This is a genomic window from Salinibius halmophilus (assembly GCF_003577475.1).
GTDB classification, from domain to species: domain Bacteria; phylum Pseudomonadota; class Gammaproteobacteria; order Pseudomonadales; family Natronospirillaceae; genus Salinibius; species Salinibius halmophilus.
On sequence record NZ_QPEP01000001.1, the window covers coordinates 136,651 to 150,426 of the forward strand.

13 protein-coding genes are annotated in these 13,776 nt (G+C 48.0%); 10 read left to right on the forward strand and 3 right to left on the reverse strand.

Annotation, left to right across the window (positions count from 1 at the left end; genetic code table 11):
* The first annotated feature begins 64 nt into the window (after positions 1–64).
* Complete coding sequence (locus tag DUW71_RS00550) at positions 65–1,738, forward strand: methyl-accepting chemotaxis protein (RefSeq protein ID WP_119393284.1); 1,674 nt, start codon at positions 65–67, stop codon at positions 1,736–1,738.
* On the opposite strand, the gene thiD is transcribed toward DUW71_RS00550, so the two are convergent.
* Positions 1,728–2,522 (reverse strand): bifunctional hydroxymethylpyrimidine kinase/phosphomethylpyrimidine kinase, encoded by a 795-nt coding sequence (thiD, locus tag DUW71_RS00555; RefSeq protein ID WP_119393285.1) that lies wholly within the window; start codon positions 2,520–2,522, stop codon positions 1,728–1,730. The two genes, DUW71_RS00550 and thiD, sit on opposite strands and share 11 nt — an antisense overlap.
* 154 nt (positions 2,523–2,676) lie before the next feature.
* Here thiD and DUW71_RS00560 point away from each other — a divergent pair, with 154 nt between their 5' ends.
* Positions 2,677–3,330: a hypothetical protein gene (locus DUW71_RS00560; protein ID WP_119393286.1), complete on the forward strand. Its 654-nt coding sequence runs from the start codon at positions 2,677–2,679 to the stop codon at positions 3,328–3,330.
* A gap of 88 nt (positions 3,331–3,418) precedes the next feature.
* Here the strand turns inward: DUW71_RS00560 and DUW71_RS00565 are convergent, their stop codons facing one another.
* Positions 3,419–5,302 carry a PhoX family protein gene (locus DUW71_RS00565; RefSeq protein ID WP_119393287.1) on the reverse strand — a complete coding sequence of 628 codons (1,884 nt, stop codon included), beginning with the start codon at positions 5,300–5,302 and terminating at the stop codon, positions 3,419–3,421.
* 376 nt (positions 5,303–5,678) lie between these two features.
* Between DUW71_RS00565 and DUW71_RS00570 the strand changes: the two genes are divergently transcribed.
* The 5 genes from DUW71_RS00570 (at position 5,679) to DUW71_RS00590 (ending at position 9,693) form a co-directional block, all read left to right on the forward strand.
* Positions 5,679–6,158 (forward strand): hypothetical protein, encoded by a 480-nt coding sequence (locus tag DUW71_RS00570; protein WP_119393288.1) that lies wholly within the window; start codon positions 5,679–5,681, stop codon positions 6,156–6,158.
* A 99-nt stretch (positions 6,159–6,257) separates the two neighbouring features.
* Positions 6,258–6,644 (forward strand): GntR family transcriptional regulator, encoded by a 387-nt coding sequence (locus DUW71_RS00575; protein ID WP_119393289.1) that lies wholly within the window; start codon positions 6,258–6,260, stop codon positions 6,642–6,644.
* Positions 6,641–7,303 (forward strand): ATP-binding cassette domain-containing protein, encoded by a 663-nt coding sequence (locus DUW71_RS00580; RefSeq protein ID WP_119393290.1) that lies wholly within the window; start codon positions 6,641–6,643, stop codon positions 7,301–7,303. Before DUW71_RS00575 ends, DUW71_RS00580 begins: the two co-directional genes overlap by 4 nt.
* Entirely contained in the window at positions 7,300–8,904 is a 1,605-nt protein-coding gene (locus tag DUW71_RS00585; RefSeq protein ID WP_119393291.1) for a hypothetical protein, read from the forward strand. Before DUW71_RS00580 ends, DUW71_RS00585 begins: the two co-directional genes overlap by 4 nt.
* Before the next feature lie 3 nt (positions 8,905–8,907).
* Positions 8,908–9,693 carry a hypothetical protein gene (locus tag DUW71_RS00590; protein ID WP_158583811.1) on the forward strand — a complete coding sequence of 262 codons (786 nt, stop codon included), beginning with the start codon at positions 8,908–8,910 and terminating at the stop codon, positions 9,691–9,693.
* Between the two features lie 153 nt (positions 9,694–9,846).
* Here the strand turns inward: DUW71_RS00590 and DUW71_RS00595 are convergent, their stop codons facing one another.
* Complete coding sequence (locus DUW71_RS00595) at positions 9,847–10,866, reverse strand: DUF2333 family protein (protein ID WP_233545987.1); 1,020 nt, start codon at positions 10,864–10,866, stop codon at positions 9,847–9,849.
* A 329-nt stretch (positions 10,867–11,195) separates the two neighbouring features.
* Here DUW71_RS00595 and aroQ point away from each other — a divergent pair, with 329 nt between their 5' ends.
* Genes aroQ through accC form a run of 3 tightly spaced genes read left to right on the forward strand, consistent with a single transcriptional unit; the run spans position 11,196 to position 13,460 of the window.
* On the forward strand, positions 11,196–11,633 hold the full coding sequence (aroQ, locus tag DUW71_RS00600; RefSeq protein ID WP_119393293.1) for a type II 3-dehydroquinate dehydratase: 438 nt from the start codon (positions 11,196–11,198) through the stop codon (positions 11,631–11,633).
* 16 nt (positions 11,634–11,649) lie between these two features.
* Positions 11,650–12,108, forward strand: coding sequence for an acetyl-CoA carboxylase biotin carboxyl carrier protein (gene accB / locus DUW71_RS00605; RefSeq protein ID WP_119393294.1), 459 nt, complete (start codon positions 11,650–11,652; stop codon positions 12,106–12,108).
* Positions 12,109–12,116: 8 nt separating this feature from the next.
* On the forward strand, positions 12,117–13,460 hold the full coding sequence (gene accC, locus DUW71_RS00610) for an acetyl-CoA carboxylase biotin carboxylase subunit (protein WP_119393295.1): 1,344 nt from the start codon (positions 12,117–12,119) through the stop codon (positions 13,458–13,460).
* The last annotated feature ends 316 nt before the right edge of the window (positions 13,461–13,776 follow it).

The window sequence follows — 13,776 nt, forward strand, 5'->3', positions numbered from 1 at the left end:
TTCGCACAATTTTTACATTCATTGCCTAGACTAATCGCAGTATCTGTTCAACTAGGAGACGATTGTGCTGAAATCTCTCAAGCTTCGAATTTATCTGTTGGTGTTCGTGCCATTCCTGTTAATTACTATTGTTAGCTTAATTGTTGAGTCTCGATTAGTAAGTGCCTTGCAGGAGGCCACTGCAAAAATAGTAGAAACGAGTGTGATTGATGTTGAAAAACATCGATTAAAGTCCGTTATGCAAACCGCAGAGACGGCCATTCAGCCACTCATAGACCTGCCAGGCACGACGGGTAAAGATGAGGGGTTAGCGCAGTTAGCGCTAATGAAGTTTGATGGCGATGTCGGCTATATGTCAGCATACGATAGTAAGGGTACAAGGCTGATGCACGCCGGTGGTGCTGGCGGTATTGGTGACAACTATTGGAACTTAAAAGACACGCAAGGCAACCTACTGATCCAAGGAATCATTCAATCTGCTAAGGAAGGCGATGGGTACTATACATATTACTTCCCAAAACCTGGTGAATCAGTCGCCGAGCCCAAGTTTGGCTATTACATTTATATCGATAAATGGGATGTTATTGTTGGAACGGGTTTTTACATTGACAGCGTAGAGCAAACCCTTGCACAAGTAGATAGTGAAATATCGACGCAAGCAGCGCAAATCAGTACTCAAACGATCGCATTACTGCTAGTTTTGGCTGCGCTTATTTTCGTTGCGAGTTTCTTTGGCATTCGCTCGGTATATGACCCGCTTCAGCGTTTGAAACAAGCAGTTGGCAATTTGGCGTCCGGTGCAGGGGATCTCACAGCCAAGCTGCCCAAAAACAACATATCCTTGCTCAATGACACAAGCCAGTACTTTAATAAGTATTTAGACAGCCTCGCTGTTGATATAAAGCAATTGAAAGAATCAACACGCGAACTTGAATCGATTTCCTCAACCTCTAGCCAGCAAGGCAGCCAACTCAAAGCTGTCTCTCAGCAACAGATGCATGCCACGACCCAGGTGGCTGCAGCGATCGAGCAACTTGCATCAACGGCCAATCAAATAGCCGAAAGCGCTGAAACGACGCGAGCTACGGCAGGCGAAGCAGAAACAGGCATTCACTCTGTATTAGGCCAGGTTAAGCAGGGTCGTCACGAGCTTGAATCACTGAACGATATTTTGTCGAGCATGGAAAACTCAGTACAAGCACTTGAGCAAAATGTTGGCACCATCAATGATTCGCTTAACGTTATCAGTAGCATCTCTGAACAAACTAACTTGCTGGCGCTTAACGCTGCGATTGAAGCGGCGCGTGCTGGCGATCAAGGTAGAGGCTTTGCGGTGGTAGCAGACGAAGTAAGGAGCCTTGCACAGCGAAGCAAAGAAAGCACTGAAGACATTCAGCAAGTACTCGAAAAACTACAGTCAAGCATGCAACGCACAGTGAGCGACATGGCAGGATCTGCTGATAAGCGACAGGCGGTTACCGAGGCGATGGCCAGTATTAGTGAAATCGTTAATCAGAGTACGCAACTTATTCGACAGCTTGCGGAGCAAAATGTTCAGGTCGCAACGGCCGCTCATGAACAGGCTCAAGTTGCAGCAGATGTAGCGAAAAATGTGACTGGAATTGCCGACTTGTCGTCTGAGGTGGATGGTATATCGCAGCAAAACGAGGAACAAATCCAGAGTATAGAGAAGCAATCAAACCAGATTGCTTCTATTACGAGTAAGTTTACTGTTTAAAAAAGTGGTGTATTGGGCCTTTGCCGGAGCCAATCGTTAGCTGGTCAGAGGCCTGCAATGCTTGTGACACATAGCGCTTGGCCTGCTGGCATGCGCCTAACAAATCAAAGCCTAAGGCTAGGTAGGTAGCAATGGCGGCACTATGGCTGCAGCCAGTGCCATGTGTGTTGTGACTGTTTACCTTACGCCCTGCCACAACGGTGCAAGCGCCTTGTTCAATCAACCAATCATCATGGTGATTGACTTCTCGCCCGCCAACACCCTTCAGTACGATTGGTGGCCAGCCCGAAAACTGGTCGATAAACTTGTCTGGCTGCGCCAATAGCGTTTGTGAGTCGGTATTAATCAACAGTGCCGCTTCATGTGTGTTTGGCGTTAACACCGAAGCAAGCGGGAATAACGCTTCTTTGAGTGTTTGCACAGATGAGCTGGGCAAGAGCACATCCCCATTAGCACTCACCATTACTGGGTCGACCACAACATGCTCTACGTTGGCGGCTTTTATGTGTTTGGCCACCACGCGAATCACTTCCGGGTCGCCTAGCATGCCGACTTTGATTGCTTTTACTGTTAAGTCACTTAGTACGGCCGTTAGCTGCTGGTCAACAAACTCGGCGGAAATTGGTTCAATACCAGCAACGCCATGCGAGTTTTGCGCCGTAAGCGCCGATAGCACTGTGGCCGCGTAGCCGCCATTTGCAGAAATGCTTTTGATATCAGCTTGAATGCCAGCGCCGCCGCCAGAATCCGAACCGGCAATCGACAGCACAATAGGTATGGTCATAATCCTTTCTCGGTAACAATGTGCCTGTGAATACGTGCAACCATACTACCCTAGATTGATAGCAATGCGCAGCGCGTTCAGGTTCGCCTAACAGCGCAGGTTAAGCTGTTACAGATAAGCTTAACGAGAGCTCATTTTTTGCAAGGACCATCTTATGAAACAACTCGCTTACCTTGGCGCCGCGATTATATTAACTGGCTGTGCTTCGCGACCACCGATGAATGTTCAAGCTACTTACTTAACCGACTCACCTCGCCATACCATTGTTGAGTCGGCATCTAATGGGGCATCTCAAATCAAGTATGCTGGTTACGTTGCTACCGTTGATAAAGATACCGAGCGCGCTTTGGGCGGGGCCATTTTGGCAGATATATTTGATAGCTCAGCCATTGCCGAAGAACGCACACAAAATGTTAGTTTGCGCCAAGTAGACCCTATGGGTGAAGCAGTGACGCTGAACTACCAAACATTATGTTCCGCCAGTGGTTTTCGCTTAAGCGACTTGGGTTTGGATACCGTGGATGTCGACAAAAACGTTAAAGGTACTTTGAAGTACCAAGGCACCACTTGGCAAATTGCCGATAACACACTGCGAGATGTGCTGGGCAATGAGTACAAGATTGGTGGTGCTACGGTGACGCATGACGGTGAAATTTTGCTGGAGTATTTTCTCGATGCCTACGTAGGTGGCTTTAGCAGTGAAAGTTATGTTTGGTTGAATCAAACCAGTGATCAGGCTGACTTGTTATTGGCCACCACACTGCTTAATTACACACTGTCTTTCGAACCAATTGAGTGCGGTGAATAACAGTGCCATAAACAAGTAAGCCAGTGGCGAACCACTGGCTTAATAAGCAAGTCCTTTTGCTAGTTTCCCTGTTAATCGGCTCTAATGCTTAAGCACCAATAATGCCACCGTCATCTTTTGTGATGGCAATCACTGCTGAGCGCGGTGCACCATCTTTGGCGGTGTTTGGCCAGCCCTCAGTAGGGTGCTGAATCCCAACGAATGCAGTGCGTTGGTCTTTAGAGAAAGCAATACCTGTCACTTCACAGCCCTGCGGGCCCACTAGGAAGCGGCGAATATGACCAGTGACTGGGTCGGCACACAACATTTGGTTGTTCCCGTGGCCAGCAAAGTCACCTTGGTTACTGTAGTTACCATCGGTTTGAATCCACATGCGACCATCAGCGTCGAAGGCTAGGCCATCTGGGCTGTTGAACATGTTGTCTTTGCTGATGTTGTCACTGCCAGCGTACTCATCTTCAAAGACAGTAGGGTTGCCTGCTAGCACATATAGGTCCCAAGCAAACTTTGTGCTGCTGTGGTCACGGTTCATTGGCATCCAGCGAACAATTTGACCAAAGTTATTGTTCATACGTGGGTTAACCGCATTGATTGGATGCTCTTCGCGCACACCGCGGTGGCGGTTATTGGTTAGTGTACAGAACACCATTGGCGAAGATGGGTGGCACGCAACCCACTCAGGGCGGTCCATTGTAGTAGCACCCAAATAACGGGCTGCAATACGCGCATAAACCAGAACGTAGTCTTGTGATGGGAAGCCATTCTCAGCTGTTAAGCCGTTTTTGCCGTGCGTCAGTTCTAACCACTCACCGGTACCGTCGTCGTTGAACTTAGCAGCATAGAGGGTGCCTTCTTCTAACAACGTCATGTTGTGGGCGCGGTTACCTTCGATGTACTTGTCTTTCGAGACAAACTTGTAGATAAACTCACCGCGCTCGTCGTCACCCATGTAGGCAACGGCATGACCATCTTTGTTGATAGTCAATGCAGCGTTTTCGTGCTTAAAACGACCCATGGCAGTACGCTTAAGGGCTTTTGAATCTGGGTTCATTGGGTCAATTTCTACAACCCAACCAAAGCGGTTTGGCTCGTTTGGATGCTTAGCAACGTTAAAACGTTCTTCCGTTGGCCACCAGTTGTAACCGAAGCCTTCCGTGCTAATGCCGTACGCTTTTTGCTCGTCGGTCATTTCGGTACCTTCAGGTGCGCCAAAATAACCGTTGAAGTTCTCTTCACAAGTCAGGTAAGTGCCCCATGGCGTTTCACCATTACCACAGTTGTTAAGCGTACCACGCACTTGTGTGCCCGAGCTGTCGGCTGCCGTTTTGACTAAATCACTACCACGTACTGGGCCCGTTAGTTCAAAATCAAGCGCATCACCATGCAAACGACGATTCAGGCGACCGTCTTTTACAACTTGCCACTTACCGTTTTTACGCTCAACTTCAAAAATGTTCACACCGTGGGCGTAGATTTCTTTTTTCACGTCATCGGCGCTCATATTCTCGCCTTTGTGCGTGTGCATAAACTCGCGGTTGATGTATTCGCTGTTTACCGCAAACACTGCACGGTTTTCATCCACACCGGTAGCCGTTGGCAAATGGAACATGCTCATGCCGTCGGTGTTATCACCAAACTGACCTAGCTGATCTGCTGCGGTATTGGCAACCGAGAACGCTGGTGCGTCTTTTAAAATTGGGTCACCCCATTGCACCAACAATTCATAGCTATACCCTTCTGGCAATGTGATGGTATCGGCTGTGCTCGTGGCAATGTTATTAAAGCCCATTAATGTGGTGTAGCTAGGCGGCTGTTCAGTACGCGTTGCTGCCGACACTGCAGAAGACACACCACCCAAATAAAAGGTAGCGCCCACAGCGGTGCCTGCTTTAATAAAACTGCGACGCGATACGGCGCGCGCAAGTACGTTTTCAAATTCTACTGGGTAATCGTTTGGTTTTTCACCGTTCATAACTCTGCCCTGACCATGTTGTTGTTTATTGGTGGGTGCTAGCGGCGCTATTTCCTGCCCAGGTGCGCGCAGCACAATTCACAGGCGCAGAGTATTGATGGAGATAATGATGGTTCGATGGCGATTAAATGACGAAAATATTTAACACCGCCATTTTTTTGGCGAAGGCCTTTAAACGGCCACTATTGCAGCGGTTTAAGGTCTGCATTACCACTTGTTAGGGTCGCGACAAGGGTTTTACTCCGCACGCAAGTTTCACCGTCAACTTTCCATCTAACAAATGGCTACAGCAATACATAAATCATCTATAACCGTACAATTGGCAGGGCTATACTAAATACTAGCAATACAATTTAGGCGGCTATGTTTACTTACTATGGCTAACTACAGCACAAACGAATTAAGCTCGTTAACCCTGGGTGCTCACGGCCAGGTTCATATTACCGCGTACGGCAATGGCATTATGTATTACGAAGCCGTTGGGCCTGCGAACCTAGAATTATTAGAAACCTTTGTTTCAGTCGACCAGTCAGCCATAACTGAGTTTTCCGAGCAGTTCGAGTTTTGGTGTGAAGTCATTGAAATCAAAGAATCCTGCATGATCCTCGACGACGCCAAAGCACTGCTAACCGAATACCTGATTGAAACGAAAAAGCACGGGCTAAACGCCCATGCCACAGCATTTGTGCTCAAGCCCGATGTTGAAGGTGCGTTTATGATGGCGGAAATATACGAGCAAATTTATAGTCAGGCCGGTTTTATATTTAAACTCTTCGACGATCCACAAGCCGCTTTTGAATGGGCCGAAAGCCAACGCCAACACGCACTGAAAAGCATTGGCGCTAAGAAAGCCTAATTTGACTCGATAGGTTATTGGCCGATGTTTTACTAAAATTTCCTTGACCTTGTATTAACTGTACTACTAATATCAGTACAGTTAATACAAGGAGGCTCAATGCCTATCTCATTCACCCTTCAGTTCGACAGCCAAGACGGCATAGCCCAGCAACTCGTTAAACAGGCGGAGCTTGCCGTTGCGCGCCAGCAACTCACACAGGGCGAACCCATGCCTAGTGTGCGAGCCCTTGCAGGCGAGCTTGGCGTTAACCCCAACACCATTGCGAGCGCTTATAAAGAACTAGTTGCTCGCGGAGCGCTCGTAAGTCAGCGCGGCAGGGGCTATTTCGTAGCGAGCAAAGAAAGTGAGCTGTCACAAATTGCTAGGGAAAAAAAACTATTGGCCGCAGCCGAAACCTATGTTGCTGAAACACGCACGTTAAGCGTTAGCACCGAAGATTTGCTTGCCGCGGTTCAACAAGTACTAGAAAAGGATAAAACATGATTCAAATGGATAACGTCGTACTCAAACGTTCCCGTCGTTTCAGTCTCGCAATTGACCACCTATCGCTCGAAGCAGGTACCTGCTATGGATTAATTGGCCGCAATGGCTCAGGAAAATCATCACTATTGAAGTTAATTAGTAAAGCCATCGCTCCAGATCGTGGCAGCATAAAAGTAAACAGTCAGCAGCCAGTTGTTGCACTATCACCCAGTGCAAGCTTTCCCAATACCATGCGTCTACAAACCATTGCCAAACTCATTGCCAAGCCAGGCTGGCAAGAAGATCGGTGGCTAAATTGCTTAGGTATCTTAGGAATAGACGCAAAAAGCCGCTATGGAAAATTATCCACGGGCGAGCAAGCTGCTACCCGTCTTGCTGCCTATATTGCTCAACCCAGAGATATCTGGCTATTAGATGAAGTGCTATTAGGCGTAGATATCATCGCCAGTCAGCAAATGCTCAGCATGTTAGGTCAGTGTTTCGCTGATGACGCGCCCTGCTTACTTTATACATCTCACAACACCAGTGAGTTAGAGCGTCTAGCAGATGAAATCCTGCTAATTGACAATGGCCAAGTGCAAGATATTGGCGCCCCTGACCACACTGAAAACACCTTTAGTCAACATATTTTCAAATGTCTGCAAGGAGAAGCAGCATGAAAAGCATACTGCAACTTTCATTACGCTCACTTTGGTTAGCACCAGTTATATTGGCGATTAATTATGGACTGCTGATGTGGGTTGCCACATACAATCATGCTGGTGCATTTTATGGCTTTGCCGATGTGCTTTTGGTGTTTTGGCTCTTGCAAAACCTCGTACTATCACAATTTTTTGCCCGCAGCAGATTATGGTTATTGCGCCAAACTTTGCCCAACAGCCCTTGGCTGATTGTTATGCTACAAGGCGTGCTAATCGGCTTAACTTGCCAGTTACTGCCATCTTTGCTCGTGGTGGCGGAGTTCCCAAGGTCCCAGAGTTACGATTTTGCAGTACTATCGCTATTCTGGCTGATTGGATTAAGCGGCTATAGTATTGGCTTACTGTATCATCTAGATAAAAGCCGCACTCGCTGGCTGCTGGTGTTAGCTGGCATCACCATTGCGTTGTATATCGCCAATATGACCTGGTATGTATCTTTGGCAATCAGCCTGTTGGCAATGCTTACGGTTCTTCCGGTGATCGCACTTGCACTCGCCAAACCAATTGCTGCAATTTTAAAAACCGCAGCGTTAGTGTTTAGCTTTACCTTGCCATTTATCGTGACAGCTAATGTTCAGTTCTCACACCCCGAGGATCAATGGCTGTTCACTGGCAGTGCCACAAGAACCTACTTTGACAGCGCGAGAGACAACATAAATACCGTGCGCATCAGTGCTGTCGGAGAGAGCAAAAAACATATCAGATATAGCGAAATAGCCACCAGTTTGCCGGGGTTGCAAGTAAGGGATCAAATAGCTTATCAAGCAGCACTCGAACCTTTACTTAAATTCTATAACCTAGTTCCATCAGAGAAAACTCTGTTAGCAAAAGACTCGGATGCACTGCGATATAATCCAGTCAATAAGAACGTTTACGCCGGTAGGTGGGATTTGCTCACTGACTATTGGTCTGATAATCAGTGGCAAAAAATACAACCCTGGCTGGGGCAGCTCTGGCACCACAATGGGGACCTTTATATCTACCAGCTCACATACAGCAATTGGATTGTAGTTAGTGGCAACAGCGCCTACCAAGTATACATGCGCGCTAGTTCTTTGGAAGAGGCCCCACCTGAGCCAATATTGAATGATATTGAACTACATCACGGTAACAGCATGGTGATGGACCTAAGCCAAGAGCAACCAACCAACTTTGTATGGTTTTACAAAAATGGCGAACTATTCATTGTCACCAGTGATCGAGGAGATAGATTGCAAAACCTTGGCGCCATGGCGCAACCAACCAGTTTTGCTTATAGCCGCTACAGTTCAGGTACAGCTAACTTGCACTTTACTACAGCTACTAATGCTTACACTGTCGACCTTAATCAGAATCCATTAGCACTTGATAACGCTGGCGTCGTGCAACCCGTCGAGTGGCATCAATTTCAGGCGGCACTAGATAACGAGCTTAAAGCTGGCGGGTTGGCACTACTGATTAGCAGCTTGATTGCAGTCGCTATCAGTATTCGCCGTCGCAAGGCTGTATTAGTGGGGAGTATGCTCTTGGGCGTGCCATTCTTACTAATGCATGCACGCGAACAACAATACGAGTATTAATCATTGAAGTGGGCACTCATGGTAGCGGTTGCCAGTGTGGTAATCGCTGCTGCTTTCCTATTGCTACCCAAGCAGTCTTATACACCGGTTCAGAGTGCTGGCAGTGTTGCTATGCAGCTAAACAGCCCGCTGGTTGTTGTTAATCATGGCGAAATCGAGCGGCTGGCCGGCTATTATGACTTTATTACCCCTGCTGTTGAGCGCACACCGTACTGGTTTGCGGGCTTATACAATCATCAACTGCGAGCGCAACTCGACTACCTGTTTGTGTTTGGCTCGCTAGACCAGCCACAACTGCTAATGCATGGTACCTTTTCAGCTGAGCAGATTATTCGACAGCTATTGATCGACTTTGCCGTGCAAGAAGTAGGTACGAACCTGTATCGCATCGATGCCCTTCCGGTTCTTGGTGAGACATTTATCTTATTTACACCCAATTGGCTGGCGGTTGCACCTACAACCAAACAAGTTGAACAGCTAGTTACTGCACTGGCTACCAAACCTAGTACTACCCCAAAACCCTGGCAGCTTTATCAACAAGGCAAGCTGGTAGCAGGGTTTGAGCAAACCGACACAATGCAAATGTTTAGTATTGACCTGCTGCTCGCTAGCCAACAACTAGAAGTCTCCTTTCGCTCATCGGGCAACCGCAACACATGGTTCAACCAGCTTCCACCTGACATCAGCGAGCACTTTTCTGTAACCAATACCGCTGCTCAATTTGATGCCGAAGCCATCTTCAATGGCGAAGCATTCATTGAATTACTCGAGAAAAGCTTTCACAACTGATGCGGGCGGCGCTGGATGGTCGCGCAGTACCTACCAACGGTGTCTGCAAACATCCGCTACGCGGATGATTTACAGACCTACCAAAAGGTGTTGCATTGCTGCGCAGAGAGGTAACTACCATTGGCGGCATCTCGCGAACCGGTTGCGACGCTATTATCCTGATGACAGTAGTTCTCGGAGGTCACCGATGGCGGCGCTTGCGCGGCTGAGGTAGTTGGCCATCACGAGTGAATGGTTGGCAACCATGCCAAAACCAGAACCATTCAGGATGACTGGCGACCAAACCGTTTTTTGAGTTGCCTCGAGCTCACGAATGATCTGAGCTAGTGGAGCTTGCGCCTCTTTTTTCTCTAATACGTCGGCAAAGTCGACTTCAATGGCTTTGAGCAAATGAATTAAGGCATAACTCTGACCTCGTGCTTCATAGAACACATTGTCGATTTGCAACCATGGTGTTTTTTGAACTTCACCATTGTTTTCACTACCCACTACTGGGCGTCCAACTGATGCGCTTAACTCCTGGCTTAGACTGCCAATACGGGTTTGCACATCGCCTAACCAACGGTTGAGAGAATCGGCGCGCGCATAAAACTGCGCCCCTTGGCCACTTTCAAGCTCAGCTTGGTAGCGACGCCAATGGCGCTGCCCTTCACGATACTCACTTTCGGCGGCAGGAATGAGCCAGCTGCGGATATCCACATTAAATTGCGGGTCGGCCAGCACTAGATTGCCGTTTTCCTGCGACTGAGATTGTGAGCGTGAAAAGTCTCGGCGCAATGCGCGTGAGAAGTCTCGCACTTGGAAGATCACGCCAACTTCCCAACTTGGAATATTGTCTAGCCAAATGCTAGGCGGCGTCACGTCATTGGCGAGCATGCCCCCTGGTTTATTCAGCATTACATTAACCAGCTCATCGACTGTGGCAACGGACGTACTACCGATAATTTCGGGGTTGGCCGTAGCAGGCGGCACATCAAATAGCTTTGGCTCATTGCTCCAATAGATGCCAAGCAATACTAACAGGGCAAAAATACCTGCCAAACCAAACCCAAGGTAACGCCATGGCATCTTTTTTAGTGCCGGTTCGCCTTCACTGCTATGTTCAGACTTTGTTGGCGTTAGCTTCGCTTTCAGCCGATGCCAATGCCCTAGCAATTCGTCTTTCACGCTCATCGCATCCCTCTCTTTCTAGCGCATTTGTGAGTAAATGTAATACCCTATCATCGTTATTTTGCGCGTAATCATAGGCCACAACAGTGACCACGCATTGCACCCAGCGCCATTTACACCAAAAGGCTAGTTGATCAATATGTTAGTAAGACTACTCTGTGATTTAGCATTCAGCCAGTGATTAATTGCCTTGATTGTTGCCCGTTAGTCACAGGTGTAATCACAAAAAATCGTTGCCTCCATTGATTAGTGTCTTTATCGTTCATATATGAGCAGTTGTGCTCAAGATCAATACAACTTTTCCGAATTTTTGCTGAGTAGAGCGATCAACAATGACAACCGTTTTGGTACTGCATGGTCCAAACTTAAATCTTCTTGGTACACGCGAGCCCGATATTTATGGCCATGAAACACTGGCAGATATCAACGCGCGTTTAGAACGCGCCGGTAGCGAGCAAAAGATTGAAGTCGAGACCTTTCAGAGCAATGCTGAACATGAGTTAATTGAGCGCATCCATTCAGCGCGTGGTCGGGTAGATTACATCATTATCAACCCGGCAGCGTTTACACATACTTCTGTTGCTTTGCGCGATGCTTTGGCGGCGGTGCAGATACCTTTTATCGAGGTACACCTATCTAACGTGCATGCCCGCGAGCCATTTCGTCATCACTCGTATTTTTCTGACCAAGCTCAAGGCGTAATATGCGGCCTAGGTAGTTTTGGTTACGACAGTGCGCTGAGCTACATAATCAAACGACTAACCGCTTAACAATAGGAACCGCCTCATGGATATTCGCAAAGTTAAGAAACTCATTGAGTTGCTTGAAGAATCAAACATCGACGAAATTGAAATTGCCGAGGGCGAAGAGTCTATTCGAATTTCACGCCATTCAACGCATGCTGCACCAGCACCTGTTCAATATGCAGCGCCAGCTGCAGCACCGGCGGCTGCCCCTGCACCAGCACCAGCTGCAGCACCGGCGGCAGAAGCTGCTCCGGCTGCGCCTGCTGGCCACACTGTTAAATCGCCAATGGTAGGCACCTTCTATTCAGCGCCAAGCCCAAGCTCGCCAGCCTTCGTTGAAGTGGGCAAGTCGGTACAAAAAGGCGACGTTATCTGCATTATTGAAGCAATGAAGATGATGAACCAAATTGAAGCAGACAAGAGCGGCACCATCGAAGCCATCTTGGTAGAAAACGGTGAGCCAGTAGAGTTCGATCAACCGCTAGTAACGATTGTTTGAGGCACTCAATGTTAGATAAGGTTCTAATCGCAAACCGTGGTGAGATTGCACTACGTATCTTGCGTGCCTGTAAGGAGCTAGGCATTAAAACGGTTGCGGTGCACTCCAAGGTAGACCGCGACCTTAAACATGTGCGCCTAGCCGATGAAACGGTATGCATTGGTAATAACCCAAGTAACGAAAGCTACTTGAACATTCCGCGCTTAATTTCAGCGGCCGAAGTCACTGGTGCAGTTGGCATTCATCCAGGTTATGGCTTTTTAGCGGAAAACGCTGACTTCGCTGAGCAGGTAGAAAAAAGTGGTTTTACTTTCATTGGCCCTAGAGCAGAAACCATTCGCCTAATGGGTGACAAGGTTTCTGCGATTGAAGCAATGAAAGCTGCTGGTGTGCCAACCGTTCCGGGTTCTGATGGCCCGCTTCCGGACAACGACCAAAAATGCCTAGAAATTGCCCGCCGCATTGGTTTTCCTGTGATTGTGAAAGCAGCCGCTGGTGGTGGTGGTCGTGGTATGCGCGTTGTGCATTCAGAAGCGTCATTAATTCAATCTATTCATGTAACAAAGTCTGAAGCCGCAGCAGCGTTTGGCTCAGACGTGGTTTACATGGAGAAGTTCCTGGAAAACCCTCGTCACGTGGAAGTACAGGTTCTTGCTGATGGCCAAGGTGGCGCCATTCACCTAGGTGACCGCGACTGCTCGCTTCAGCGCCGTCACCAAAAAGTATTGGAAGAAGCACCCGCGCCTGGCGTAGACGAAGAAGCGCGTGCCGCTTGTTTTGAAGCTTGTGTAAAAGCTTGTATCGAAATTGGCTACCGTGGCGCTGGTACGTTTGAGTTTTTGTACGAGAACGGCGGCTTTTACTTTATTGAAATGAACACGCGTGTTCAGGTGGAACATCCAGTATCTGAAATGATTACCGGTATCGACATCATTAAAGAACAGCTGCGCATTGCTTCTGGTTTGCCACTTTCGGTGAAGCAAGAAGACATTCGCTTCCACGGCCATGCCTTTGAGTGTCGTATCAATGCCGAAGACTCAAAAACCTTTATGCCAAGCCCTGGTAAAGTGGACCAGTTCCATGCACCTGGTGGTTTAGGGGTACGCTGGGATTCACACCTGTATGCCGGTTATAGCATTCCGCCATATTATGATTCGATGATCGGCAAACTGATTACTTATGCCGACTCTCGCGAGCAAGCGCTTGAGAAAATGCGCATAGCATTGGACGAACTTGCCATTAGTGGCATCCGCACCAATATCGACCTGCAAAAAGAGTTGGTTCGCGATAGTGGCTTTAAACAAGGTGGTGTTAACATCCACTACCTAGAGAAAAAGCTAGAAAACCGCTAAACAAACGTCATCCCCGCGAAGGCGGGGACCTAGTTGATGCGCTGTAAATGTCTAGCAGGCATGTCGCCCGAACCTTCGGTTCGTACGACCTACAGGGTGATTCGTAGGTTTTACAAACCGCAGGTTTGGGAAACACATTGTCGCCCGAACCATAGGTTCGTACGACCTACGGGATGATTCTTAGGTTTTACAAACCGCAGGTTTGGGAAACCAGCATCGCCCGAGAAATCGGCTTTCCATTGGAACGGCCGATTTTTTTTACCTGCACAAAAATGCCAAAAAGTATGGTTAAATAGTGGTTTATTTTTGCTCACAG

What these genes read in the sequence shown, in the direction of transcription:
- DUW71_RS00560 (WP_119393286.1), top strand. Translation starts at nt 2,677, where the DNA reads ATGAAACAACTCGCTTACCTTGGCGCCGCGATTATATTAACTGGCTGT.
- accC (WP_119393295.1), top strand. Translation starts at nt 12,117, where the DNA reads ATGTTAGATAAGGTTCTAATCGCAAACCGTGGTGAGATTGCACTACGT.
- DUW71_RS00595 (WP_233545987.1), bottom strand. Translation starts at nt 10,866, where the DNA reads ATGAGCGTGAAAGACGAATTGCTAGGGCATTGGCATCGGCTGAAAGCG.
- DUW71_RS00575 (WP_119393289.1), top strand. Translation starts at nt 6,258, where the DNA reads ATGCCTATCTCATTCACCCTTCAGTTCGACAGCCAAGACGGCATAGCC.
- DUW71_RS00570 (WP_119393288.1), top strand. Translation starts at nt 5,679, where the DNA reads ATGGCTAACTACAGCACAAACGAATTAAGCTCGTTAACCCTGGGTGCT.
- DUW71_RS00585 (WP_119393291.1), top strand. Translation starts at nt 7,300, where the DNA reads ATGAAAAGCATACTGCAACTTTCATTACGCTCACTTTGGTTAGCACCA.
- accB (WP_119393294.1), top strand. Translation starts at nt 11,650, where the DNA reads ATGGATATTCGCAAAGTTAAGAAACTCATTGAGTTGCTTGAAGAATCA.
- DUW71_RS00565 (WP_119393287.1), bottom strand. Translation starts at nt 5,302, where the DNA reads ATGAACGGTGAAAAACCAAACGATTACCCAGTAGAATTTGAAAACGTA.
- DUW71_RS00580 (WP_119393290.1), top strand. Translation starts at nt 6,641, where the DNA reads ATGATTCAAATGGATAACGTCGTACTCAAACGTTCCCGTCGTTTCAGT.
- aroQ (WP_119393293.1), top strand. Translation starts at nt 11,196, where the DNA reads ATGACAACCGTTTTGGTACTGCATGGTCCAAACTTAAATCTTCTTGGT.
- thiD (WP_119393285.1), bottom strand. Translation starts at nt 2,522, where the DNA reads ATGACCATACCTATTGTGCTGTCGATTGCCGGTTCGGATTCTGGCGGC.